24 protein-coding genes are annotated in these 24,010 nt (G+C 68.9%); 18 read left to right on the top strand and 6 right to left on the bottom strand.

The window, feature by feature from the left end:
* The first annotated feature begins 624 nt into the window (after nt 1–624).
* From rplU to ACSVDD_RS11240, 5 genes are all read left to right on the top strand, one after another.
* On the top strand, nt 625–942 hold the full coding sequence (rplU, locus tag ACSVDD_RS11260; protein ID WP_448189440.1) for a 50S ribosomal protein L21: 318 nt from the start codon (nt 625–627) through the stop codon (nt 940–942).
* 30 nt (nt 943–972) lie between these two features.
* The gene (gene rpmA, locus ACSVDD_RS11255; protein ID WP_448189439.1) at nt 973–1,248 is read left to right on the top strand and encodes a 50S ribosomal protein L27; all 276 of its coding nucleotides are present in this window, start codon (nt 973–975) and stop codon (nt 1,246–1,248) included.
* A 162-nt stretch (nt 1,249–1,410) separates the two neighbouring features.
* A complete protein-coding gene (gene obgE / locus ACSVDD_RS11250) occupies nt 1,411–2,556 on the top strand; it encodes a GTPase ObgE (RefSeq protein WP_448189438.1) in 1,146 nt (381 codons plus the stop codon).
* Nucleotides 2,537–3,697: a glutamate 5-kinase gene (gene proB, locus ACSVDD_RS11245; RefSeq protein ID WP_448189437.1), complete on the top strand. Its 1,161-nt coding sequence runs from the start codon at nt 2,537–2,539 to the stop codon at nt 3,695–3,697. The genes obgE and proB overlap by 20 nt, the downstream gene beginning before the upstream one ends.
* Complete coding sequence (locus ACSVDD_RS11240) at nt 3,694–4,374, top strand: HAD family hydrolase (protein WP_448189436.1); 681 nt, start codon at nt 3,694–3,696, stop codon at nt 4,372–4,374. The genes proB and ACSVDD_RS11240 overlap by 4 nt, the downstream gene beginning before the upstream one ends.
* Nucleotides 4,375–4,418: 44 nt before the next feature.
* Here the strand turns inward: ACSVDD_RS11240 and ACSVDD_RS11235 are convergent, their stop codons facing one another.
* Nucleotides 4,419–5,294: a c-type cytochrome gene (locus tag ACSVDD_RS11235; RefSeq protein WP_448189435.1), complete on the bottom strand. Its 876-nt coding sequence runs from the start codon at nt 5,292–5,294 to the stop codon at nt 4,419–4,421.
* Between the two features lie 251 nt (nt 5,295–5,545).
* On the opposite strand from ACSVDD_RS11235, the gene ACSVDD_RS11230 reads away from it, so the two are divergent.
* The 10 genes from ACSVDD_RS11230 (at nt 5,546) to ACSVDD_RS11185 (ending at nt 15,143) form a co-directional block, all read left to right on the top strand.
* Nucleotides 5,546–6,784: a glutamate-5-semialdehyde dehydrogenase gene (locus ACSVDD_RS11230; RefSeq protein ID WP_448189650.1), complete on the top strand. Its 1,239-nt coding sequence runs from the start codon at nt 5,546–5,548 to the stop codon at nt 6,782–6,784.
* 130 nt (nt 6,785–6,914) lie between these two features.
* The gene (locus ACSVDD_RS11225) at nt 6,915–7,523 is read left to right on the top strand and encodes a nicotinate-nucleotide adenylyltransferase (RefSeq protein ID WP_448189434.1); all 609 of its coding nucleotides are present in this window, start codon (nt 6,915–6,917) and stop codon (nt 7,521–7,523) included.
* Nucleotides 7,524–7,559: 36 nt separating this feature from the next.
* Complete coding sequence (gene rsfS / locus ACSVDD_RS11220; RefSeq protein WP_448189433.1) at nt 7,560–7,958, top strand: ribosome silencing factor; 399 nt, start codon at nt 7,560–7,562, stop codon at nt 7,956–7,958.
* 27 nt (nt 7,959–7,985) lie between these two features.
* Nucleotides 7,986–8,444, top strand: coding sequence for a 23S rRNA (pseudouridine(1915)-N(3))-methyltransferase RlmH (gene rlmH, locus ACSVDD_RS11215; protein WP_448189432.1), 459 nt, complete (start codon nt 7,986–7,988; stop codon nt 8,442–8,444).
* A gap of 51 nt (nt 8,445–8,495) precedes the next feature.
* On the top strand, nt 8,496–10,061 hold the full coding sequence (gene gpmI, locus ACSVDD_RS11210; protein ID WP_448189431.1) for a 2,3-bisphosphoglycerate-independent phosphoglycerate mutase: 1,566 nt from the start codon (nt 8,496–8,498) through the stop codon (nt 10,059–10,061).
* Nucleotides 10,062–10,148: 87 nt separating this feature from the next.
* Nucleotides 10,149–11,534, top strand: a complete 1,386-nt coding sequence (locus ACSVDD_RS11205) for a murein hydrolase activator EnvC family protein (protein ID WP_448189430.1) — start codon at nt 10,149–10,151, stop codon at nt 11,532–11,534.
* Entirely contained in the window at nt 11,535–12,914 is a 1,380-nt protein-coding gene (locus ACSVDD_RS11200) for a S41 family peptidase (protein WP_448189429.1), read from the top strand.
* Between the two features lie 13 nt (nt 12,915–12,927).
* Nucleotides 12,928–14,178: a divergent polysaccharide deacetylase family protein gene (locus tag ACSVDD_RS11195; protein ID WP_448189428.1), complete on the top strand. Its 1,251-nt coding sequence runs from the start codon at nt 12,928–12,930 to the stop codon at nt 14,176–14,178.
* A complete protein-coding gene (locus ACSVDD_RS11190; protein ID WP_448189427.1) occupies nt 14,175–14,672 on the top strand; it encodes an RNA pyrophosphohydrolase in 498 nt (165 codons plus the stop codon). The genes ACSVDD_RS11195 and ACSVDD_RS11190 overlap by 4 nt, the downstream gene beginning before the upstream one ends.
* Nucleotides 14,673–14,720: 48 nt before the next feature.
* Entirely contained in the window at nt 14,721–15,143 is a 423-nt protein-coding gene (locus ACSVDD_RS11185) for a flagellar basal body rod protein FlgC (protein WP_448189426.1), read from the top strand.
* Nucleotides 15,144–15,151: 8 nt separating this feature from the next.
* Here the strand turns inward: ACSVDD_RS11185 and ACSVDD_RS11180 are convergent, their stop codons facing one another.
* The 3 genes from ACSVDD_RS11180 to zapE all read right to left on the bottom strand — a co-directional run bounded on the left by ACSVDD_RS11180 (nt 15,152) and on the right by zapE (nt 17,792).
* Nucleotides 15,152–15,571: a group III truncated hemoglobin gene (locus ACSVDD_RS11180; RefSeq protein WP_448189425.1), complete on the bottom strand. Its 420-nt coding sequence runs from the start codon at nt 15,569–15,571 to the stop codon at nt 15,152–15,154.
* Nucleotides 15,572–15,620: 49 nt separating this feature from the next.
* The gene (locus ACSVDD_RS11175; RefSeq protein WP_448189424.1) at nt 15,621–16,547 is read right to left on the bottom strand and encodes an alpha/beta fold hydrolase; all 927 of its coding nucleotides are present in this window, start codon (nt 16,545–16,547) and stop codon (nt 15,621–15,623) included.
* Between the two features lie 114 nt (nt 16,548–16,661).
* A complete protein-coding gene (gene zapE / locus ACSVDD_RS11170; RefSeq protein WP_448189423.1) occupies nt 16,662–17,792 on the bottom strand; it encodes a cell division protein ZapE in 1,131 nt (376 codons plus the stop codon).
* A 218-nt stretch (nt 17,793–18,010) separates the two neighbouring features.
* On the opposite strand from zapE, the gene ACSVDD_RS11165 reads away from it, so the two are divergent.
* Together ACSVDD_RS11165 and ACSVDD_RS11160 are read left to right on the top strand one after the other, a co-directional pair.
* Complete coding sequence (locus tag ACSVDD_RS11165) at nt 18,011–20,233, top strand: ATP-binding protein (RefSeq protein WP_448189422.1); 2,223 nt, start codon at nt 18,011–18,013, stop codon at nt 20,231–20,233.
* 143 nt (nt 20,234–20,376) lie between these two features.
* Complete coding sequence (locus ACSVDD_RS11160) at nt 20,377–20,586, top strand: hypothetical protein (RefSeq protein WP_448189421.1); 210 nt, start codon at nt 20,377–20,379, stop codon at nt 20,584–20,586.
* Nucleotides 20,587–20,700: 114 nt separating this feature from the next.
* Here ACSVDD_RS11160 and ACSVDD_RS11155 read toward each other — a convergent pair whose 3' ends face one another.
* Nucleotides 20,701–21,372: a LuxR C-terminal-related transcriptional regulator gene (locus ACSVDD_RS11155; protein ID WP_448189420.1), complete on the bottom strand. Its 672-nt coding sequence runs from the start codon at nt 21,370–21,372 to the stop codon at nt 20,701–20,703.
* Nucleotides 21,373–21,827: 455 nt separating this feature from the next.
* On the opposite strand from ACSVDD_RS11155, the gene ACSVDD_RS11150 reads away from it, so the two are divergent.
* On the top strand, nt 21,828–22,061 hold the full coding sequence (locus ACSVDD_RS11150) for a hypothetical protein (protein ID WP_448189419.1): 234 nt from the start codon (nt 21,828–21,830) through the stop codon (nt 22,059–22,061).
* A 15-nt stretch (nt 22,062–22,076) separates the two neighbouring features.
* Here the strand turns inward: ACSVDD_RS11150 and ACSVDD_RS11145 are convergent, their stop codons facing one another.
* Nucleotides 22,077–24,002 carry a S9 family peptidase gene (locus ACSVDD_RS11145; protein WP_448189418.1) on the bottom strand — a complete coding sequence of 642 codons (1,926 nt, stop codon included), beginning with the start codon at nt 24,000–24,002 and terminating at the stop codon, nt 22,077–22,079.
* Nucleotides 24,003–24,010 lie beyond the last annotated feature (8 nt).

Genomic DNA, 24,010 nt, shown 5'->3' with positions numbered 1-24,010 from the left:
CGCCGCGCGCCGGTCTGTCGCTTAAAAACTGTGCAAATGCCCATGAAGCGGCCGATTTCCCATCCAGTCCGCCCCGTCGCCCGAACCCTTCGACTCCGTTGCATCGGCAGGCGTGGAGCCCATTCCTTATGCAGCAGAGCCGCGGCATTCAGCCAATCCGGCATTCCGCGGCGTCATTTCTTGCAATTTTACTGCCACGTTTTCAGGCAGCCCCGCCGGATATGCGATATCCGTAGGCAAATCGTTGAGAATTCAACGAGTCGCACGGTGCGTCCGGAGGTTTGGCCGGACTGAGGGGGATTGGCGCCGCAGGAGGCACCCGCGTCTAAATTTTAGGCGCCAGAGTCCCCTCCCTGCCTCCGGCGGGAAGGGTCAGGGTGGGGCGAGGCGCATATGGCTGGAGGGGCGCTTCGGGCACGCACATATAGAGTGCCGGCCGGCCGCAATACCTTGCCCCCCGCCCGGCCCCTTCCTCAGCAAGGGAGGGGAAGGGGAAGAAGGAAGCGGCAATCCCTGTTGACTCTGGGGGGAAGCTGCGTATAAATCGCCGCTCTCCACGAACGGGCGCGCACCAACACGGTGGGCGGGCGGCCCGCCGTTTGTTTTGCAATAGGTATGACGACAATGTTCGCAGTGATCCGCACCGGCGGCAAGCAGTACAAGGTCGCTAATGGCGACGTGATCAAGGTCGAGAAGCTCGCGGGCGACGCTGGCGCTTCCATCACGCTCGGTGACGTGCTGATGGTCAGCGATGCCGGCGCCACGACGATCGGCACGCCGACGGTGGCGGGCGCTTCGGTGGTGGCCGAGGTCATCGCCCAGGACCGCGGCCCGAAGATCATCGTCTTCAAGAAGAAGCGCCGCCAGAACTACCGCCGTAAGAACGGCCACCGCCAGGACCTGACTGTCCTGCGCATCACCGGGATCAACGGCGCGGCCTGAGGCCGCAGCCGCGTGTAAGGGAGTAAGACTATGGCTCATAAAAAGGCAGGCGGCTCCTCGCGGAACGGTCGCGACAGCGCCGGCCGCCGTCTCGGCGTGAAGAAGTTCGGTGGTGAAGTCGTCCTCGCGGGCAACATCCTGGTCCGCCAGCGCGGCACCAAGTTCCACCCGGGCACCAACGTCGGCATCGGCAAGGACCACACCCTGTTCGCCCTGAGCGATGGTCAGGTGTCGTTCAAGCACAGCTCGGGCGGTCGCACCTACGTCCAGGTCGACGCGTTCGAGGTTGCCGTCGCGGCCGAGTAAGCCGCGCGCGACCCTTAAAGGGTTAGCGAAAATCGGGGGACCGGGCGACCGGCCCCCGATTTTTGTTTTTCAGGCGTTTGTGCTGTTATTCTCTCCTGCCGCCCCCTGCCCAGCAGTCGCGGGGATGAGGGCAGGACGATATCTGACCGGTAAGGTCCCACGATGAAGTTCCTCGATCAGGCCAAGGTGTTCCTCAAGAGCGGCGACGGCGGCCCCGGCGCCGTGGCGTTCCGCCGCGAGAAGTTCATCGAGTACGGCGGGCCGGACGGCGGCAACGGCGGGCGCGGCGGCGACGTGATCATCCTGGCGGTGAACGGCCTCAACACGCTGATCGACTACCGCTACGCCCAGCATTTCAAGGCCAAGCGCGGCGGCCACGGCATGGGCAGCGACCGCACCGGCGCCAAGGGCAACGACATCGTGCTGCGCGTCCCCGTCGGCACCCAGGTTCTGGACGAGGACCAGGAGACGGTGCTCGCCGACCTGACCGAGGAGGGTCAGCGGGTCGTCCTGCTGAAGGGCGGCGACGGCGGCTTCGGCAACGCGCACTTCAAGACCTCGACCAACCGCGCGCCGCGCCGCTCGCACCCCGGCTGGCCGGGCGAGGAGCGCCTGGTGTGGCTGCGCCTGAAGCTGATCGCCGACGCCGGTCTGGTCGGCCTGCCCAACGCCGGCAAGTCCACCTTCCTGGCCGCCACCACCGCGGCCAAGCCGAAGATCGCCGACTATCCCTTCACCACGCTGACCCCGAACCTGGGCGTGCTGCGCGCCGGTGACGAGGAAATCGTCATCGCCGACATCCCCGGCCTGATCGAGGGCGCGCATGAGGGGCTTGGTTTGGGCGACCGCTTCCTCGGCCATGTCGAGCGCACGCGCATCCTGCTGCACCTCATCGACGGCACCGCCGAGGACGTCGTCGAGTCGTACCGCATCATCCGCGGCGAGTTGGACGCCTACGGCAACGGCGTGCTCGCCGATAAGCCGGAGATCATCGGCCTGAACAAGGCCGACGCCATCCTCGAAGAGGAGTTGGAGGAGAAGAAGGCCGCGCTGGAAGAGGCGTCGGGGGCCAAGGTGATGATCCTCTCCGGCGCCACCGGCCAGGGCGTGCAACAGGTGCTCTACCGCCTGCTGACCGCCATCAAGGAATCGAAGGAGGCGGAGCCGGGCATCCTGCACCCCGCCGCCACCAAGACCCAGCGGCCGGAAATCCCCATGTACAAGACCAACCGCGATCCCGACTCCGAGGACTACGACGAGGACAACTGGGACGACGGCCAGGACGACGATGACGACGACAACCGCTGAGGCGACCGTGTCCATCCCCACCCTGCTCGACGCTCGCCGGCTGGTCATCAAGATCGGCTCGGCGTTGCTGGTGGACAGCGCCACCGGCAAGATCCGCCGCGCGTGGCTGGACGCGCTGGCCGACGACGTGGCCGCCGCCCGCATGCGCGGCACCGAGGTGGTGGTCGTCACCTCCGGCGCCGTCGCCGCCGGGCGCGAGCACCTCGGCCTGATCGGCCGCCCGCTCAAGCTCGAGGAAAAGCAGGCCGCCGCCGCCACCGGGCAGATCCGTCTGGCGCACGCCTATCAGGAGACGCTGGCCCGCCACGAGGTGACCGTGGCGCAGGTGCTGCTGACGCTGGAAGACACCGAGGAGCGCCGCCGCCACCTCAACGCCCGCGCCACCATCGACACGCTGCTGAAGCTGGGCGCCGTGCCGGTCATCAACGAGAACGACACGGTCGCGACCTCGGAGATCCGCTTCGGCGACAACGACCGCCTCGCCGCCCGCGTGGCGCAGATGATTTCGGCGGACACGCTGGTGCTGCTGTCGGACATCGACGGCCTGTACACCGCCGACCCGCGCAAGGACCCGGACGCCACGCACATTCCCGAGGTCACCGAATTGACTCCCGCCATCGAAGGCATGGCCGGCGAGCCGCCGCCCGGCTACAGCTCCGGCGGCATGGTCACCAAGATCGCCGCGGCGCGCGTCGCCATGTCGGCCGGCTGCCGCATGGTGATCGCCAAGGGCCAGCGCATGAACCCGCTGGCGGCCCTGGAGAAGCCCGAGAGCGCCGGTGGCGCCCCGTGCACGTGGTTCCTCGCCCCGTCCGAGCCGTCCAGCGCCCGCAAGGCGTGGATCGCCGGCCACCTCAACGCGTCCGGCGTGCTGGTGGTGGACGACGGCGCGGTGCGCGCGCTGAAGCAGGGGGCCAGCCTGCTCCCCGCCGGTGTCGCCGAGGTCGAGGGCGTGTTCGAGCGCGGCGACGTGGTCATCGTCCGCGACGCCGAGGGACGCGAGCTGGCGCGCGGCCTGACCGCCTACGGCTCCGACGAGGCGCGGGCGATTCGCCGCCGCAAGAGCAACGAGATCGAAACCATCCTCGGCTACCGTGGCCGCGACGAGATGATCCATCGCGACGATCTGGTGGTGCGATGACAGGGTTCCGGCCTCCCTTGCAGGCCATCCTCTGGGACATCGACGGCACGCTGCTGGACAGCGAGCCCTGGCACCAGCGCGCCACCATCGCGGTGTGCCGCACGCACGGCCACGACCTGACCGACGAGCAGTACGCAGCCACGCTGGGCATCGCCTTCCCGGAGTTCTACGCGCGCCTGCACGCCGTCCGGCCCATGCCGCTGAGCTTCGAGGCGTGGGCCGGCGCCATCACCGACCACTACATCGAGCGGATCGCCCAGGTGGCCCCGCGCGACGGTGCCTTCGCGCTGGTCGAGGCGTTCGCCGCGCGCGGCCTGCGTCAGGCCTGCGTGTCGAACGCCGGCCGACGGGTGGTCGAGGCCAACCTGCGCTTCATGGGCCTGCCGCACTTCGCCTTCGGCGTCAGCCGCGACGACGTGGTGAACGGCAAGCCCGACCCCGAGCCCTACCTGCTCGCCGCCGAACGCCTGGGCGTGCCGCCCGAAGCCTGCGCCGCCATCGAGGACAGCCCGACCGGCGCCCGCGCCGCCAAGGCCGCCGGCATGCTGACCGTGGCATGGCCGCAGCACGCGCATCTCGTCTTCGAAATGGCCGACCACGTGGTCGGCCACCCCGGCGAGGTGGACTGGGAGACGCTGTGCGCGATGGCCGCCGACGGCCGGCTGGCCGCGGACTGATTTTAACCTCGTAGGTTGAGCCAACGGCCCAACCTACGACTCCCCTACTTCGACGCGCTCTGCGGCTCACGCCCCTTCTGCGGCGGCAGGGTCCGCAGGTACGCCACCAGCGCGGTCAGATCCTCGTCGTTGATGTTCTTGTAGAAATGAAAGGCCATCGGCGGGTTGAGCCGGGTGCCGTCCGGCCGCACGCCTGACGTGACCGTTGCCTTGATCTGTGCGTCGGTCCAATTCCCCAGCCCCTCATCCTTGTCGGAGGTCAGGTTGCGCGACACGCTGACACCCCATGGGCCGCGGAACTCATTCCCGCCAGCCCCCAGGCGCGTCATGTCCGGTTCGCCGTTGGCCAAGCGCGGCGTGTGGCACTCCAGGCAGTGGCCGAGCGGTCCGGCCATGTAGGCGCCGTACGCCACCTTGTCGGTCCGCGGCACGTCCGGCACCGAGCCCACCGGCGGCCCCCAGTTGGGCGGCAGCGGTATGCGGAACTCGGACTTCTGCACGGGGTTCTCCACCGGCTTCAGCGCGCGCAGATAGGCGACGATGGCCGCCATGTCGGTGTCGGAGATGCTGCGGTAGAAGGGATAGGCCATGGGCGGACCGAGGATCCGGCCGTCCGGGCGCCGGCCCTCGCGGATCGCCGTGATGATGTCGGCGTCGGACCAGCGGCCCAGCCCGGTCCTCGGGTCCGGCGTCAGGTTGCTGGCGTATGCGGTGAACGCCGCATCCTCGATGGGCATGCCGCCGGCCAGCTCCAGGCCGGGCACCGGGCCGTCCGGCCCCTGCGGGGTGTGGCAGTTGCCGCAGGCGACGATCCCGTTCATGAGGTAAGCGCCGCGTTCCAGCAGCGTTTCAGCGGCGGCGGTCTGGACGAACGTCAGGGTCGCCAGCATGGCAAGGCCATGCGGGATGCGCGCGGTCATCTCTCTCTCTCCCCGAACCTTGGCGGTCTCACCAGGAGACGCTAGCGGAGCAATTCAGCCGCCGCCACGGTGTAGTTGACATAAGCGCTCGGTCTTTCGGCAGAGCCCAAGTGTCGGCCCAAGCGCAGGTCAGGGTTACTCCTCCTTTCCGCATCGCGCCGAATTCGCTACAGTCACCGCCTTTCCCTCCAGGCAAAGGAAGCCGCCCCGTGTCCGCGCTCGCCCAAACCGCCGATCCCCTGCTGGACCAGATGCTGTCGCTCGGCCGTGCCGCCCGCGACGCCGCCGCAGTGTTGGCGACCGCGCCGAGCCCACAGCGTGACCAGGCTCTCCGCGCCGCCGCCGCCGCGTTGCGCGCCCGGAAGGCGGAAATCCAGGCCGCCAACGACCAGGATGTGGAGGCGGCCGGAGGCCGCGGCCTCTCCGGTCCGCTGGTCGAGCGGCTGACGCTGAACGACGCCCGCATCGAGGCAATGGCCAAGGGGCTGGAGGACATCGCCGCCTTCCCCGACCCCATCGGCACCGTGCTGGCCGAGTGGACGCGGCCCAACGGCCTGACGATCCAGCGCGTGCGCGTGCCGCTGGGCGTCATCGGCATCATCTACGAGAGCCGGCCGAACGTCACCGCCGACGCCGGCGGGCTGTGCCTGAAGTCCGGCAACGCCGCGGTGCTGCGCGGCGGGTCGGAGAGCCTTCGCTCCTCGCAGGCCATCGCCGCGTGTCTGGCCGAGGGGCTGCGCGCGGCCGGGCTGCCGGAGGCGTGCATCCAGCTCGTCCCGACCACCGACCGCGCGGCGGTCGGGCACATGCTGACCATGCGCGACCACATCGACGTGATCGTGCCGCGCGGCGGCAAGTCGCTGATCCAGCGCATCTCCGAGGAGAGCCGCATCCCGGTCATCAAGCACCTGGACGGCAACTGCCACGTCTACGTGGACAAGGGCGCCGACCTGGAGAAGGCGCGCAAGGTGGTGCTGAACGCCAAGATGCGCCGCACCTCGGTCTGCGGCTCGGCCGAGACGCTGTTGGTGGACCGCGCGGCGGCCGGCACGCTCCTGGCGCCGCTGGTCCGCGATCTGCTGGACGCCGGCTGCGAGGTGCGCGGCGACGCGGCGGCGCAGGCGGTGGATTCGCGGGTGAAGCCGGTGCAGCCGGCCGATTGGGACACCGAGTACCTGGACTCCGTCATCGCCTGCGGCGTGGTGGACGGGGTGGACGCGGCGATCGACCACGTGAACCGCCACGGCTCGCACCACACCGACGCCATCGTGACGGAGGACCCGAGTGCGGCCGAGCGCTTCTTGCAGCGGGTGGACAGCGCCATCGTGCTGTTGAACGCCAGCACGCAGTTCGCCGACGGCGGCGAGTTCGGCATGGGCGCGGAGATCGGCATCTCCACCGACAAGTTCCACGCCCGCGGTCCGGTGGGCGCGGAGCAGCTCACCAGCTACAAGTACGTCGTGCGGGGCGATGGGCAGACACGGCCGTAAATTCCCCTCTCCCGCCCCGGGAGAGGGAGGGGCCCGCGCGGAGCGCGGGAGGGTGAGGGTAGCCCGAGTATCCTTGCCTGCACCCTCACCCGGCGCCTTCGGCGCCACCCTCTCCCGGGGCGGGAGAGGGTTGATCCACCGCTTCTCCGGCCCCCAGTACGCCGGCCTCCGCATCGGCCTGCTCGGCGGGTCGTTCAACCCGGCGCACGCCGGGCACCGGCACATCAGCGTCTACGCCCTGAACACGCTCGGCCTCGATCAGGTCTGGTGGCTGGTCAGCCCGCAGAACCCGCTGAAGTCCGCAGCCGACATGGGCAGTCTGGCCGAGCGCCTGGCCTGGGCGCGGGTCGCAGCGCGCCACCCGCGCATCCGCGTCACCGACCTGGAATGCAGCCTCGGCACACGCTACACGGCAGACACGCTGAGCGAATTGACCCGCAGGTTTCCGCGCACCCGTTTCGTCTGGCTGATGGGCGCCGACAATCTTCGGCAAATCCCCCGTTGGCAGCAGTGGCCGCGGATATTCCGATCCGTCCCCATTGCGGTCTTCAGCCGGCCGACTTATTCTCTTAGGGCACTGGGCGGCGTTGCCGCGCAGCGCTTTGCCCGTCGCCGGGTGCCCGATCTACGGGCCAGGGGTCTGGTCGACGCGAAACCGCCGGCCTGGATTTTCCTGCGCAACCCGCTGCATCCGGCTTCGGCGACGGCGATCCGCCGGGCACGCGCCCGCGGGTCGTGACCCCTGGTAACCGAGGTGGGAACCATCAGTACGTTCATGCAACCGGCCGCGTCTTCCGTGCGGCCCGCGCCCGTTCCCCAGGAACTGAAGGCGCTCATCGAGAAAGCCCTGGATGACGATCAGGCGGACGACGTCGTCGTCATCGATCTCGCCGGCAAAACCAGCATCGCGGATTACATGATCGTGGCATCGGGTCGCAACACCCGGCACATCGCGTCCATGGCCGACAAGCTGCGCGAGAGCCTGAAGGTCGCCGGCCTCGACAGGGTCGAGATCGAAGGCCAGCCGCAATGCGATTGGGTGCTGATCGATGCCGGCGACGTCATCGTGCATCTGTTCCGGCCCGAGGTCCGCACCTTCTACAACATCGAGAAGATGTGGGGTCTCGACCTGCCGCGGGCCGACGCCGATCCGCGCACGCGCTTGATGGCCTGACGGCACGGAAAGAACGGGAGCCGGACCATGCGCCTGTGGCTCGCCGCCGTTGGGCGGGCGCGGGGCGGCCCGGCTCGCGACCTGTACGACGAGTATGCCGGCCGGCTGAACTGGCCGCTGACCCTGCGCGAGGTCGAGGTGAAGAAACGCCTCACCAGCGACGAGTTGAAGCGCCAGGAAGCCGAGCTTCTGCTGGCCGCGATCCCCCAGGGGGCCACCATCGTCGCCCTGGACGAGCGCGGCACCGCCCTGTCCAGCGCCGCCTTCGCCCAGCGCGTCGGCGGCTGGAGGGATTCGGGCGTGGGCGACCTTGCCTTCCTGATCGGCGGCGCCGACGGCCACGGCGAGGAGGTGCGCCGCCGCGCCTCCTTCCTCCTGGCTTTCGGGCCGGCGACCTGGCCCCATATGATGGTGCGCGGAATGCTGGCCGAACAGCTCTACCGCGCCCAGCAGATTCTGGCAGGACACCCGTATCATCGGGCATAGACCCGCGACACGCATTCATCCGCGACACCGATTGCCTTGGAGAGGACCGCAATGACCGACACCAAACGTCCCCGCCCCGTCGTCCTGTGCGTGCTCGACGGCTGGGGCTATCGCGAGGAGACGGCGGACAACGCCATTGCGCTCGGCAACACCCCCGTGTGGGACCGTTTGTGGTCGGCCGAGCCGAAAGGCTTCCTGGAGGCCAGCGAGGAAGAGGTCGGCCTGCCGCGCGGCCAGATGGGCAACTCCGAGGTCGGGCACATGAACCTCGGCGCCGGGCGCGTGGTCATGCAGGACCTCGTCATGATCGACCACGCCATCGTCCAGGGCGAGTTCAGCCGCAATCCGGCGCTGAACGCCATGGTCAAGGCGCTCACGAAGACCGGTGGGCGCTGCCACCTCATGGGGCTGCTGTCGCCGGGCGGCGTGCATTCACAGCAGGACCACATGGCGGCGCTGGCCTCCACGCTGGCGAGCGAAGGGGTTGAGGTCGTGGTGCACGCCTTCACCGACGGCCGCGACGTGCCGCCCAACAGCGCCAGGGATCAGGTGGCCGAGTTCATGGCCGACCTGCACGGCATTCCGGGCATCGTCATCGGCACGGTGATCGGCCGCTATTGGGCGATGGACCGCGACAAGCGCTGGGACCGCGTCGCCAAGGCGTACGAAGCGATGGTGCACGGCAAGGGCGAGGCGACCGCCGCCGATCCGATCGAAGCCATCGAGCAGAGCTACGCCCAGGAGAAGTTCGACGAATTCATCCCGCCCACGGTCATCGGCGGCTACGCCGGCATGAAGGACGGCGACGCCATCCTGATGGCGAACTTCCGCGCCGACCGCGCCCGCGAGATCCTGACGGCGCTGCTCGACCCGGCCTTTACCGGCTTCGAGCGCGGCACGCCGGTCCAGTTCGCGGCGGCAGTCGGCATGGTCGAATACTCGTCCGACCTGAATAAGCTGTTGACGACCATCTTTCCGCCGAAATCTCTGACCAAGGTGTTGGGCGAAGTGGTGTCAGAGGCCGGATTGACTCAGCTGCGCATCGCCGAAACCGAAAAGTACCCGCACGTCACCTTCTTCTTCAACGGTGGCGAGGAACGCGTGTATCCCGGCGAGGACCGCATCCTGGTGCAGTCGCCCAAGGTCGCGACCTACGACCTGCAACCCGAAATGTCGGCGCCCGAAGTCACAGACAAGGTCGTGGCGGCGGTGGACAGCGGCAAATACGATCTGATCGTGATCAACTACGCCAACCCGGACATGGTCGGCCACAGCGGCATCCTCGGCGCGGCCATCAAGGCGGTGGAGGCGGTGGACGTATGTCTCGGCCGGCTCGAGGCCGCGGTGCGGCGCGCCGGCGGCGCCATGCTGGTCACCGCCGACCATGGCAACGCCGAGTTGATGACCGACCCCGAGACGCACGGGCCGCACACCGCCCACACGCTGGACAAGGTGCCGCTGGTGCTGATCAACGGCCCGACCGGCGTGCGTCTGCACAGCGGCCGGCTGGCCGACGTCGCCCCGACGCTGCTCGATCTGATGGGCCTGCCGAAGCCGGCGGAGATGACCGGCTCCACCCTGATCGAGCGCGCCGCAAAGCGGGAGGCCGCGGAATAGGGGATGGACCACAGGGCTGAGGCTGAATTTTTCCCCTCTCCCCCCTGGGGAGAGGGTCAGGGTGAGGGGGACCGGCATGGCGGACGTTTGCGGTCCCCCGAAAACCCCCTCACCCCCCCCCTCTCCCCGGGGGGAAGAGGGAGCTTTGGCCTCTTCACCCTGGTCCCCATTCTCCTCCTCGCCTCCCCCGCCCTCGCCCAGGACGAGGCGCCCAACCAGACGCTGAAGCGCGTCGAGCAGGAGATCCAGGCCGACAAGGCCCGCCAGCGCGACCTCGACCAGCAGTCGGAGGCGATCCGCAAGGAACTCGCCGACCTGCGCAACCGTCTGGTCGGCTTGGCCGAGCAGGCGCGCGCCCAGGAAAGCGGCCTGGGCGAGCTGGAAAACACGCTGGCCGGCCTGGAGGGCGAAGAACGCGCCCAGGCCGCCAAGCTCGACGCCGAACGCCAGCACATCGCCAAACTTCTCGCCGCCCTCCAGCGCCTGTCCCGCGTCCCGCCCGAGGTGGTGATCGCCACGCCCGAGGGGCCGGTGGACACGCTGCGCTCGGCGCTGCTGCTGCGCGACACGGTGCCGGCGCTGCGCGAACGCGCCGACGCGCTGGCAAGCGCCCTACAGCGCCTCGCCGACGTGCGCGAACGGCTGGAGGGCCAGCGCGCCCGCACGCTGTCCGCCCGCGCCAACCTGACCAGCCGCGAGGCCGAGATCGCCAGCCTCGTCGCGCGGCGCGAGGAGCTGTCGCGCCAGACCAGCGAGGAGCGCCAGGCCGTCGCCCAGCACATGACGCGTCTGGCCGGTCAGGCCGGCGATCTGCGCCAGCTGATGGAGCGCATCGAGGCGGAACGCCGCGCCACCATGGAGGCCGCCGCCAAGCGCGAGGCCGAACGGCTGGAGGCCGAGCGCCGCGACACCGACCGCCGCATCGCCGAGCAGAAGGACGCAGACCGCAAGCTCGCCCTCCAGAAGGACGCCGAGCACAAGGAAGCCGAGCGCAAGCTGGCCGAGCAGAAAGAGGCGGACCGCAAGGCGAAGGCGGAGATCGTCGCCGTCCAGCGCGCCCCCGACGCGCCGATCCTCAATGGCGGGCTGCGGCTGCCGGCCGGCGGGCGGGTCGCCGCGCGCTATGGCGAGCAGGACCGTTTCGGCGGCACCAGCCGCGGCGTCACGATTTCCGCCCGGCCCGGCACGCCGGTGCTTGCACCCTACGCCGGAAGTGTCATGTTTGCCGGGCCGTTTCGCGGATACGGGCAAATCTTGATCGTCGAACACAGCAATGGATATCATAGTCTCATTGCTGGCTTGGGTCGGATCGACACGTCCGTCGGCAAGCATGTCTCCACCGGAGAACCGGTCGGTCTCATGCCGTCACCCGCCGATGGCACTCCGGATCTTTACTTCGAACTGAGACGACACGGTCAGCCAATAAACCCGGAACGCGGGTTCAGCGCGCCGGAGGGGAAAGGACAAGGCTAGATGCGAATGATGAAGCGTGCCGCCTTCGCTGCGGCCATGGTGTTCGTCGGGGCCGGCATCGGTCGGGTCACCGCCGACACCAACACGTCCGAGACATACCGCCAGCTGAACCTCTTCGGCGACGTGTTCGAGCGCGTGCGCGCCGAATACGTGGAGAAGGTGAGCGACGAGCAGCTCATCGAATCCGCCATCAACGGCATGCTGACGTCGCTGGACCCGCACTCCAGCTACCTCAACAAGAAGAGCTTCCAGGACATGCAGGTGCAGACCCGCGGAGAGTTCGGCGGGTTGGGCATCGAGGTCACCATGGAGAACGGCCTGATCAAGGTCGTCTCGCCCATCGACGAGACGCCAGCCTTCCGCGCCGGTCTCCAGCCGGGCGACTACATCACCCACCTCAACGGCGAGGCCGTCATGGGTCTGGCGCTGAACGAGGCGGTGGAGAAGATGCGCGGCCCGGTCGGCTCCGACATCAAGGTCACCATCCGCCGCGGCGAAACCGGCGAGCCGTTCGAGGTGGCGATCACCCGCGCCGTCATCAAGGTGCAGTCGGTGCGCTCGCGCCTGGAGGGCGGCGACGTCGGCTACCTGCGCATCACCAGCTTCAACGAGCAGACCCAGAGCGGCCTGGAAAAGGCGATCACCAGCATCCAGCAGCAGGCCGGCGACAAGCTGAAGGGCTATGTGCTCGACCTGCGCAACAACCCCGGCGGCCTTCTCGACCAGTCGGTGTCGGTGTCCGACACCTTCCTCGACAAGGGCGAGATCGTCTCCACCCGCGGCCGCAAGGCCGAGGAAGGCACGCGCTACAACGCCAAGCCCGGCGACATGGCCAAGGGCCTGCCCATGGTCGTGCTGATCAACGGCGGCTCGGCCTCGGCGTCGGAAATCGTCGCCGGTGCCCTGCAGGACCACAAGCGGGCGGTCATCCTTGGCACCCAGTCGTTCGGCAAGGGCTCGGTGCAGACCATCATCCCACTGCCCGGCCACGGCGCCATGCGCCTGACCACGGCGCGCTACTACACGCCGTCGGGGCGCTCGATCCAGCAGCTCGGCATCACCCCGGACATCGAGGTCAAGCCGGCCAAGGTCGAGGAACTGGACGCCCAGGGCCAGCGTCGCCGGGAGGCGGACCTGAAGGGGTCGCTGCGCAACGACACCATCGCCAACAAGCCGAAGCCGGCGACGCCCGGCCCCGGCGCTGCAAACGCGCCGCCCGCCCCGCCGACCCCGGCACCGGGCGCCACGCCGGGCGCCGCCCCGGTGGAACCCGGCGAGGCGTCGAACGACAACGGCAAGCCGCCGTTCGACTACCAGCTGGCGCGGGCGCTCGACCTCCTGCGTGGGGTGGCGCTGTTCCAGGCGCGCGCCAGCCACTGAAGCCGGGGGTCCCGTGAACGCTGCCGCCATCCTGGACCGCCTGAAGTTCGATCCGCTGGGCGTGTTCCGGCGGGGCGGCCAGCGTTTTCGGAACCTTAACATCGTCAAGCGCTGGCGCTTCCGCGAGCGCGAGCCGCGCAAGCCGCTCCCGATCCCGCTGCTGGCCGCCTTCGGCGCGCTGGCGGTGGGGCTGGCCGGCCTGGGCGGCTGGCTGGCGCTGAACGGCGAGGACACCACGCTGGCCTGGGAGGCCGGCACCCCGCAGGTCAAGGTGGCGGTCAAGGGCGCCACCCCGCCGGCACCGCCGCCGGCGCCCACGCCGCAGACACCGCAGACCGCCGCCCAGCCGCCCGCATCACCGCCGGCCGCCGCACCGGCACCGGCGGCGCCGAACGCCGCCCCGATGGCTCCTGCCCCGATCGCGCCGGCACCGCTGCCGGACGCGCTCGTCACGCTGACGCCGGCCCCGGCACCGGGCCTCGTGGAGGAGACCAAGGCCGGCCCGCTGCCCCGCATCGCCGAGGACGGGCGCAAGGCGTGGCAGGTCTACGGCCGCCCGTTCCCGGCGGCAGACAAGCGCCCGCGCATTGCCATCGTCATTGCCGACATGGGGCTGTCGGGCGTCACCACCGGCACGGCGCTCCAGAAGCTGCCGCCCACCGTGACGCTGGCCTTCCTGCCCTACGCCGAGCGGATCGATTCCTGGGTCGAGCAGGCGCGCACCAAGGGGCACGAGGTGATGCTGTCGGTGCCCATGGAACCGCTGGGCTTCCCGCGCGACGACCCCGGCCCCAACGCGCTGCTGACCACGCTGTCGTCCGACCGCAACATCGAGCGGCTGCACTGGTCCATGAGCAAGGTCGTGGGCTACACCGGCATCACCACGACCACCGGCAGCAAGTTCGCCGGCAACGCCGACGCGCTGAAGCCGGTCATGGACGATCTGAAGGCGCGCGGCCTGCTGTTCCTCGACCCGCGCATCACGCCCAAGAGCGCCGGTGCCGCCGCCGCCGACAAGGCGGGCGTGCCGCGCGCCGTGGCCGACCGCGTCATCGACCGCGACCTTGCGCGCAACTCCATCGACGACCAGCTGCGCGAGCTGGAAACGCTGGCCAAGCAGCAGGGCTCGGCGGTCGGCATTGGTTCCCCCTACCCCAGCACGGTCGAGCGCATCGGCCTCTGGGTCACCGGCCTTCAGGACCGCGGCATCACGCTGGTGCCGCTGTCGGCGGTGGTCACACAACCCAAAGGCCCAGGTGGATGAGCAAGAAACCGGATCGCGACTCCCTGCCCTACCGGCCCTGCGTCGGCATCATGCTGCTGAACCCGCGGGGTCAGGTCTTCGTCGCCCGCCGACGCGACACGACGGACGCCTGGCAGATGCCGCAGGGCGGCATCGACGAGGGCGAGACCGTGCGCGAAGCGGCGCTCCGCGAGCTTGAGGAGGAGATCGGCACCGCCAAGGCCGACATCCTCGGCGAGACGGCGGAGAGGCTGCGCTACGACCTGCCCGACCATCTGCTGGGCAAGGTGTGGAAGGGCCGCTGGCGCGGCCAGGAGCAGGTGTGGGTGGCGGCGCGCTTCACCGGCCGCGACGCCGACATCGACCTCGCCACCGAGCACCCGGAGTTCGACGCCTGGAAGTGGGTGGACGCCGCCGACCTGACCGGCCTGATCGTGCCGTTCAAGAAGCCGGTCTACGAATCCGTGCTGGCCGAGTTCAAGCCGCTGATTGACACGCTGCGCGCGAACGCCTAGGACGCCTTTCCCCTTGCGCGGCGCCCCCGCCGGGAGGACACTTTCCCCATGAACGTCGCGCTGAACACAGCCCTGTCCGGTATGACCGCCGCCTCGCGCCGCCTGGACGCGTCGGCCTCGAACACCGCCAACGCCCGCACCACCGGCCCGCTGCCGGCAGACGGCAATCTGGCGGCGGTGCAGAGCACGCCTGCGTCGGGCAGCCCCTACGCGCCGGTGCAGACGGTCAACACGGCGCAGCCGACCGGCGGCGTGCGGGCCAGCCTCGCCCCGGTGTCCCCCGCCCTGTTCGCCGAGTACCAGCCCGACTCGCCCGACGCGAGCGCCGATGGCATGGTGGCGGCGCCGAACGTGGACTTGGCGCAGGAAACCGTGCAGCAGATGCTCGCCAGCACGACCTACAAGGCCAACGCCAAGGCCGCGCAGACCGCCGACGAGATGCTGAAGAGCGTCTTCGACATGAAGGCCTGACCGGCTCCTTACCGGGAGCGGTGGAAGGCGATTCCCATCTGGAAGCTGCGGGCGATGTTCTCGGCCTTGCCGATGAAGAAGTTCGCCGCCTCGGGCGTGCAGACCTCGCGCGCGGTTTCGCGGAACAGCTCCAGCCAGCGGGCGAAGTGCTCCTCGCCGACGTCCAGCTTGAGGTGCGCCGGCATCGGCCGCCCGTCGTAGCGCGCGGTCAGCAGCGCGACGGACGACCAGAAATCCACCAGCGTGGCGAGGTGCGCGTCCCAATCCTCGACTTGCGCCGCGAAGATCGGCCCCAGCGTCGCGTCCTCGCGGACGCGGCCGTAGAAGGCGTGGACGAGGGTCCTGATCATTCCCTCGTCGATGCCCGTGCGGGCAACGAGGTCCTGGACGCGCACGTCGCGCAGGTCGCGGTGTTCGGCTTCGGTCATGGCTCTACGAATATGGCATCGCCACGCTGGCGCCGAAAGGGGCTTCGACCTAGTCCTTGCTGTGCACCGCGACGAACTTCTCGATCTTCGCAAGAAGCAGCGCCGGGGTCTGGAGCATCGGGTAGTGTCCGGCGTTCTCGATCTTCTCGACCGAGAGATTCTTGTAGGCCTGCTCGAACTTCGGGCGCTCGGTCGCTTCCTGGTAATAGGGGATGTCGTCCGCGCCGGTGATGAGCAGGACCGGAAGCTCCAGCCCGGCGACGGCGGCGCTGATGTCGGTGCCGGTGAACATCTTCAGGTAGCCGAGCATCGCTTCGCGGCCCGTGGCGTTGCGGGCGATCGCCAGTTTGTAGTCCACCCAGGTGTCGGTGTAGCGCTGGGCGACGCGCGCCTTGATGGCGCCGCGCATGATGTCGTCGCTGTCGATCACCGCCACGAGCTTCTGGAAGCCCGCCTCGTCCGTCTTGAAGCCGGAGGCCGGAACCGGCGTCACCGCCACCAGGCTCTTGATGCGATCCTTCCCCTTTGCGGCCATGGCCTGAGCGATCAGGCCCGACATCGAGTGCCCGACGACGTGAAAGCGCTTGTGCCCCAGCGTGTCCATCAGGGCGAACATGTCGGCCGCGGCCTCGTCGGCCGTGTACTCACCCCTCACGCTTTTGGACCAGCCGTAGCCGCGCAGGTCGGCGAACACGTAGGTGAACGCCTTGCGGTCGAGGAACGGCAGCAGGCCGTTGTAATTGGTGTGATCGCCCATCCACTCGTGCATGACCAGGATGGCTTCCGGCCCTTCGCCGGCGGTGGCATGGCCGACGATGGCGGCTCCCGTCGGGGACACGGAGGGAAGGCCGACGCCGTCCTTCGAGAGATCCGCCGCCATTGCAGCCGGTGCGGACACCATGGCGCAGACCATGCCCAGGCACAGGGCCGAGCGGCGGAAGGGGAACCGGGCCAGACGGGAGATCGGCGAGGGCATGCGGTGGCCGTCCTTGACGTTCGTGTGGATCGCAGAGCCGGACGATAGAGCCCAAGCGCCGCCACGACAACCTAGCCGATACACCGGCTCCCACACAAGCCGTGCCGGAAGAAATCAGGTCAGATGCTGCCTGTTGAGGTAGTCGTCCGCCTGCATCTCCATCAACCGGCTGACCGTGCGTTCGAACTCGAAGGCGTGCCGGCCTTCCGGGTACAGGCGCTCCGGGGGGCCATCGGCGGCGACGACCACGTTCACCTTGTGCTCGTACAGCGCGTCGATCAGCGTCATGAAGCGCTTGGCCTCGTTGCGCCGCTCGTCCGTCAGCGTCGGCACGTCGTCCACCAGCACCGTGTGAAAATGCGTGGCGATCGCCAGATAGTCGGCGGCGCCGAAGGGCTTGCCGCACAGCTCCCAGAAATCCACCCAGGCGACCCCCCTGGCCGCGCACCCGATGTCCACCCGCCGGCCCTGCACCAGCAGGTGCGTCGCCGCGGTGGGCGCACCGTTGGTCAACACGGCGAACAGTTCCTTCATCTTGCCATCGGTCGCCGGGCCCAGCGGCCAGTAATACACCGGCGTGCCCTTCAGCCGGTCGAGCCGGTAGTCGGTCGCCCCGTCCAGCGCCATCACGTCCAGCCGCTGCTTCAGCAAGGCGATGAAGGGCAGGAACAGCTCGCGCTGCAAGCCGTCCTTGTACAGCAGGTCCGGCGCCCAGTTGCTGGTCGCCACCACCACCACGCCCGCCTCGAACAGCGCGGTGAACAGCCGGCCGAGGATCATGGCGTCGGCGATGTCCACCACGTGGAACTCGTCGAAGCACAGCAGCGACGCTTCCTCCGCCATCTGGCGCGCCAGTTCGGGCAGCGCGTCGTCCGGCCCGGCGCTCTTCCCGCGGGCCTGCCGGTGTTTATGGACGCGCTCGTGCACCTCCAGCATGAAGGCGTGGAAGTGGACGCGGCGCTTGCGCTCGACCGGGGCGGTCTCGAAGAACAAATCCATCAGCATGGACTTGCCGCGCCCCACCCCGCCATACAGGTAGAGCCCCTGCGGCGCCTCCACCGGCTCCGGCCGGCGGGCGAGTCCGAAGCGCTCGCGCCAGCCCGTCTTGCCGGTCTGCGGCCGGTAGTTCTTCAGCGCCTGATAGAGGCTTTGCAGCTTCTCGGCGGCCAACTCCTGGTCGGGATCGGGGCGTAGCGTCCCGGTGCCGCGCCGGGCGCGATAGAGCGAAAGCGGGCCTTCGGGCATGGGAATCCGCACTCAGGGCTTAGGAACAGGCCCTCTACCTAGCCGAACCGCGCCCCGCGCGCAATCCGAGTCCGCCCACCCGCCCCTATGCGGTTCCGCCAAGCCTCTCCGCCGAAGGTTAAGCTTCTTTAATGAATTATCGATGGAAGGCGTGTAACATTCTCCTGCCCCGACACCACCGGCCGGAGGCGCAGTCCCTTCTGGAGACGCATTCGCTGATGCTCACGAACGACCGAGCCGACTTCCCGGCGGCCCGCCCCGGGCCGCTGCGCGACGGGCTGACGGAGCGGATCCGGCAGACGCTGGGGTCGGTCCGCTTCCTGATGGTCGCCTCGGGCGCGGCGTTCATCGTCGTGGTCAACACGCTGATCGGCTACGGCATCTGGCAACACTACGGCGAGACCATGGAGTCGGTGCGCACCGGCGCCCAGCATCTGGCGCGCACGCTGGAATCCGACGCGGTGCGGGGCATCTTCGGCGTCGACCAGCTGTTCGCCGACGTGCGCTACGTGCTGAACATCCACCCCGAGGCCGGCACCCGCGCCGCGCCCGGCATTCACGAGTACCTGCGTGGCCGGCGCGACGCCGTCCCGCAGATCGTCGATCTGGTGGTGGTGGACGCCGATGGACACATCCGCCACCACTCTGCCGACCGCAATCCGCCACCGCTGGACCTGACGGACCGCTCCTACTTCACAGCGCATCGCGACCGCGCCGATGCCGGCCTGCACATCGGCACCCCGACCCGCAGCCGGGTGTTCCCCGACACCACGGTGATCCCGATGAGCCGGCGGCTGAACAATCCGGACGGCAGCTTCGCCGGCGTGCTGGTGGTCATGGTCAGCCCGGCCTACCTGGAAAGCAGCTTCGCCAACCTGCGCAACGGCCTGCGCGGCACGGCGACGCTGGCGCTGCCCGACGGCACGGTGGTGGTGCACCAGCCGGCCGAGGAGGCGCTGTTCGGCGCCACGCTGGCCGACTGGCCGGCGCTGACCGAGGCGTTGCGAGCGGGCGAGGACACAATGGTGCTGAAGACCGCCGATCGCCGCGCCGAGCGGATGGTCAGCTTCCGCCATGTCCGCGACTATCCCTTCGTCGTCGTCACCACGGTGGCGCTGGACGACGCGCTGGCCGACTGGCGGCGCGACACCGCAGCGTGGACGTTCATCGGCGTGTCGATGACCAGCGCCATCGCCATGCTGACGTGGTTCGTCGTCCGCCAGCACCGCCGGCGCGAGCAGGACCAGGAAAAGCTGACGCAGGCCTCGCGCCGCATCCGCGGCATCCTGGAATCCATGGTGGACGCGGTGGTCACCATCGACGCCCGCGGCCGCATCGAGACGTTCAACCCGGCGGCCGAGCAGATGTTCGGCTACTCCGAGGCGGAACTGGTCGGCCAGAGCGTCAGCCTCCTCATCCCCGAGGGCTTCCGCCGCGACCACGACCGCTGGCTGCAAGACTACCGGCCGGGCGAGGCGTCGCGCATCATCGGCGCCGACCGTGAGGTCCAGGCCATGCGCCGCGGCGGCGCCACCTTCCCGATGAACCTCGCGGTGAGCGAGCTGGTGCTGCACGACGCCGCGGACAAGGGACGCGGCCGCGTCTTCGTCGGCGTCATCCGCGACATCACCCAGCGCAAGCAGAAGGAAGCCGAACTGCTGGCCGCCAAGAGTCAGGCGGAAATGGCGAACCGCGCCAAGTCCGAGTTCCTCGCCAACATGAGCCACGAGCTGCGCACGCCGCTGAACGCCATCATCGGCTTCTCGGAAGTGCTCGACAGCGAGTTCTTCGGCCAGCTCAACGACCGCCAGAAGGCCTGCGCGAAGGACATCCACGACAGCGGCAAGCACCTGCTGGACATCGTCAACGCGGTGCTCGACATGTCGAAGATCGAGGCCGGGCGCTACGAGCTGAGCGAGGAGCCGCTGGACCCGTACGAGGCCGTGGCGCAGTGCCTGATGATGGTGCGCGAACGCGCGCAGGATGCCGGCGTGGACCTCGGCAACGCGCTGCCCGACGCGCTGCGGCTGCCCATCGTCAACGTCGACCGCCGCGCCTTCAAGCAGGTGGTGCTGAACCTGCTGTCCAACGCGGTGAAGTTCACGCCCGAGGGCGGCTCCATCACGGTGTCCGGCCGCGTGGCGGAGGATGGCAGTCTGGCGATCTCCGTAACCGACACCGGCATCGGCATCGCGCCGGAGTTCCTGGCCCACCTGTTCGAGCCGTTCCGGCAGGCGGACACCTCGTCCAGCCGGCGCTACGAGGGCACCGGCCTCGGCCTGTCGATCTCCAAGAATTTCATGGAGCTGCACGGCGGCACGCTGACCTGCATGAGCGAAGTCGGGGGCGGCACGACCATGACGCTGCGCCTGCCCGCCGACCGCGTCTTCAAGTCCGAAGCCGAGGCTATAAAGGCAGCCATGACCGACGCAGCGGCGTGATCCGCCCCATTCGCATCATTCGAAGTATACGCAAGAGGTAATCCCCAAACGTCATTAGGACGAATGGCGATGTTAATACATCGTTAACCGGAAAAATGGCGTAATTGGCACATCGGATACAAGCCAATCAGGAGATTACAGCCATGGCGCCGCGCATGACTTCCGACGAAATCCACACCGCTTCCCTGATGCACCTGGGCATTCTGGATGAATTCATCCGCGTTGTGGAAAGCAAGCTGGAAGCGCCGATGGCCCCGTTCCTGCGCGACAGCCTGTCCGACCTGCTGGGCAATCTGGCGGAGCAGCGCGAAACCTACACCATACTGACCGACCGCGCGGTCATGGCGGCTTGATGGTGCCGCAAGCGCTTAAAGCCCCTCTCCCACAAGAAAAAGGCCAGCCGCGGGAAACGGCTGGCCCGAGTTTCAGGGAGGAACGCACCAAGGAAAGCGGTAAGCCCGAAGCGATCAGTTCACGGCGGCAGAGGCGGCGGTCTCGCCCATGCCGTTGTTCATGGCCCAGATGGCGGCCTGCGTGCGGTTCGAGGCGTTGATCTTGCGCAGCAGGCTCTTGAGGTGGACCTTCACCGTCGCCTCGGTGATCTTCAGGTGGTTGGCGATCATCTTGTTGGAGTTGCCGTTCAGCAGGCAGTGCAGGATCTGCACCTCGCGCTGCGACAGGCCCTTACGGCGGGTCGGCACCTCGCCCCCCATGTCCTCGGCCCGGCCGGACACCAGCAGCGCCGCGAGGTGCGTCGGAAACACCTTCTCGCCCATCATCACCAGACGCAGCGACTGCATCAGCGCCTCGCAGGCGATGTCCTTCATCAGATAGCCATCGGCCCCGGCGCCCAGCGCCCCGGAGAGCAGACGCGTGTCCAGCGTGCCGGTCAGGATGACGACGCGGATCTGCGGGTGCGCGGCGCGGAGCGCGCGGACCGCCTCGAGATCGTCGGCGCCGCCGCTGGGGTCGATAAGGATGAGTTCCGGACGGGTTTCCGCCGCCTCCAGCAGAGCGGTCACCTCATGCACGCTGCCGGCTTCGCCGACGACCGTGAACGGAGAACTGTCGAACAACCGCTTCATGCCTTCACGAAAGAGCTTGTTCGTATCGGTGAGGAAGACGTTCACAGTATCCATAGTCGCCTGTCTGCCTTTGTTGGGTTTACAGCGGCTGCGCCCGGCGCCCCGCCGATACAGTGCCGACATTGAGTGCCGGCCTCCTCGTCCGAGACAGACATTACCTAGAAATCGCAGAAATAAAAATTCCCATTTGGTGAGAAGCTGACCAGAAATAGCCTTACCACCAACGCCGTGCTATGCTTTCACAATCAAGTTCGGACGATGTTCTATCACCTGCGCAGTACACCATCGCAACGCGCAGCGGGCGCGGCATCACCCGAAGCCGCAACACGTGGGCATAGAGGGCCTATGACTTTTTCCGCAGGAACGGCCAAGGCGTTTCTTCACGGCCTATACTGTTTCCCCGCATTGACCCCTCAGGAACCGCGGCGATAGCGTCGTTGCATGACGACAGGCCCACGACGACGGGCCGCACGGAGGACCCCACGATGGTACAGAAGGCTTTCGGACCGATGTCCCTGAAGGTGAAAAGCTGGATCGACGCCGCCGGGGTGGATCTGGCGGACGAGGGTGCCTGCCTCGAAGCGATCTTCCACGCCTCGCGCGCCGTCGCTCCCGGCCGCCGGGCCGAGGCGATGGAATGGGGTGCCGCCTACCTGGATCTGCTGCGCAACGGCCGGTCCACCGCCCGGCCGACCCCGCCCCCAGCCCAGGCACACCGCACGCCGTGCGAGGCCGTGGGGTAAGGGGGAAACCTCACCCTACAAATTGCGGATCGGGATCGCCTTCGGCTCACCCGCGGGGGTGAAGCCGAAGACCCGGCCGTAGAAATACAGCTCGCCCTCCAGCGCGGTGACGATGCTCTCGGCCTTGCGGAAGCCGTGCCGCTCGCCCTCGAACGGCACATAGGCCACGGGCAGGCCCTTGGCGTCGATGGCCTCCACCATGCGTTCGGCCTGGGCCGGCGGCACCACCTTGTCCTCCAAGCCCTGGAAGAACACCATGGGCACCGACAGCCGGTCCACGAAATGGATGGGCGAGCGCGCGGCGTAGAGGTCCTTCCGCTCCGGGTACGGCCCGACGAGGCTGTCCAGGTAGCGCGCCTCGAACTTGTGGGTGTCGGCGGCCAGCGCCTCCAGGTCGCTGATGCCGTAATAGCTGGCGCCGGCCTTGAACGCGTCGTGGAAGGTGACGGCGCACAGCACCGTGTAGCCGCCGGCGCTGCTGCCGGTGACGATCAGCCGGTCCGGGTCGGCCAGCCCCCGGCTCCCCAGATACCGCGCCGCCGCCACGCAGTCCGCCACGTCGGCGGCACCCCACTCCCCCTTCAGCGCGTCGCGGTAGGCGCGCCCGTAGCCCGTCGAGCCGCGGTAGTTGACGTCCACCACGGCGAAGCCGCGGCTGGTCCAGTACTGGATCTTCGGGTTCCAGGCGGCGCTGGCCGCCGCGGTCGGCCCGCCGTGGCTCTTGACGATCAGCGGCGGCAGCGCGCCGTCCGGCGCCTGGAAGCCGGCGTTGGCCGGCGGGTAGTAGAAGGCGTGCGCCTCGCCCCCATCCGTGGGAAAGCGCATGGGCTGCGCCGCCGACACGCAGCCGGGGTCGGGCTCGGCGGCGGTGGAGCGCTTCACCGTCTCCCAGCGCCGGGTGTCGAGATCGAGGCTGACGACGGCGCTCGGCGAGGCCGGCCCGGCGGCCAGGAAAGTGACGGTGCGCCCGTCCACAAACAGCTCGGCCACATCGGTGAACGGCAGCTCCAGCCGGTCGAGCGTCCCGTCCTCGACGTCCACCACGCCCAGCGACCACAGCCCGTCCCGTGTGAAGGCGCAGACCAGCGTACGGGAATCCACCGCCGCCACTTCGCGGTGGCCGAACACCCACAGCGGGCGGGCGAACTCGGCCGCCATCGGCAGAACCGCACGGCTGCCGGCGCCGTCCCAGATGTGCAGGTTCCACCAGTCGCCACGGTCAGAGACGTAGGCGAGCCGTCCGTCCGCCAGCCACACCGGCTGCACGACGGCCTCGTCCACACCACCGGCAACGCGCAACGGTTCGCCCGGCATCCCATCGGCGTCCAGCTCGGCGACCCACAGCTCGGTGCCGTCCCAGGGCATGTTGGGGTGGTTCCAGCTCAGCCACGCCAACCGCCGCCCGTCCGGCGCCAGCCGCGGCGCGGCGTAGAAGTCGGCGCCACGCACCAGCACCGGGTTGTCGCCGCTGCCGTCCAGCGGAATGGCGACGAGGCTGTTCTCCGGTTCGCTGTGGCCCTCGTCAGGATGGTGCTCGCACACGGCGATCAGCCGCCGACGCGCGGCGTCATGGGCGAAATCGGCGAAGCGGTCGCGCCCCGACGCGGTCAGCGCGACCGGCTCCGCTCCGGGTGCGGCGAGATACACCGCCTGATCCAGGCCGTGGCAGAACACCAGGCCGTCGTCAATGTGCAGAACGTCGCCACCGCCGTATTCGTGCACCCGGCCGCGCACGTCCCAGGGGGCGGGCAGCAGGTCGGCGGTGACGCCGTCCGCGGTGCGGCGCACCGGCACGGTCCGCCCACTTTCATTGGCGCGACTCTCCAGCCAGTGCACCGCGCCATCCCGGCGCCAGGGTGCGCGCAGACCGACGCCGGCATCGACGAGGCTGCGCGCCGTGACCGGCGACGTCCAGGTGCCGTAGGGAGCAGTGACGGGCATGGCGGACT

It is taken from the genome of Azospirillum terrae (genome assembly GCF_053470425.1).
Note: the sequence above shows the minus strand (reverse complement) of the source record. Positions and strands in the feature narration are given on the sequence as shown.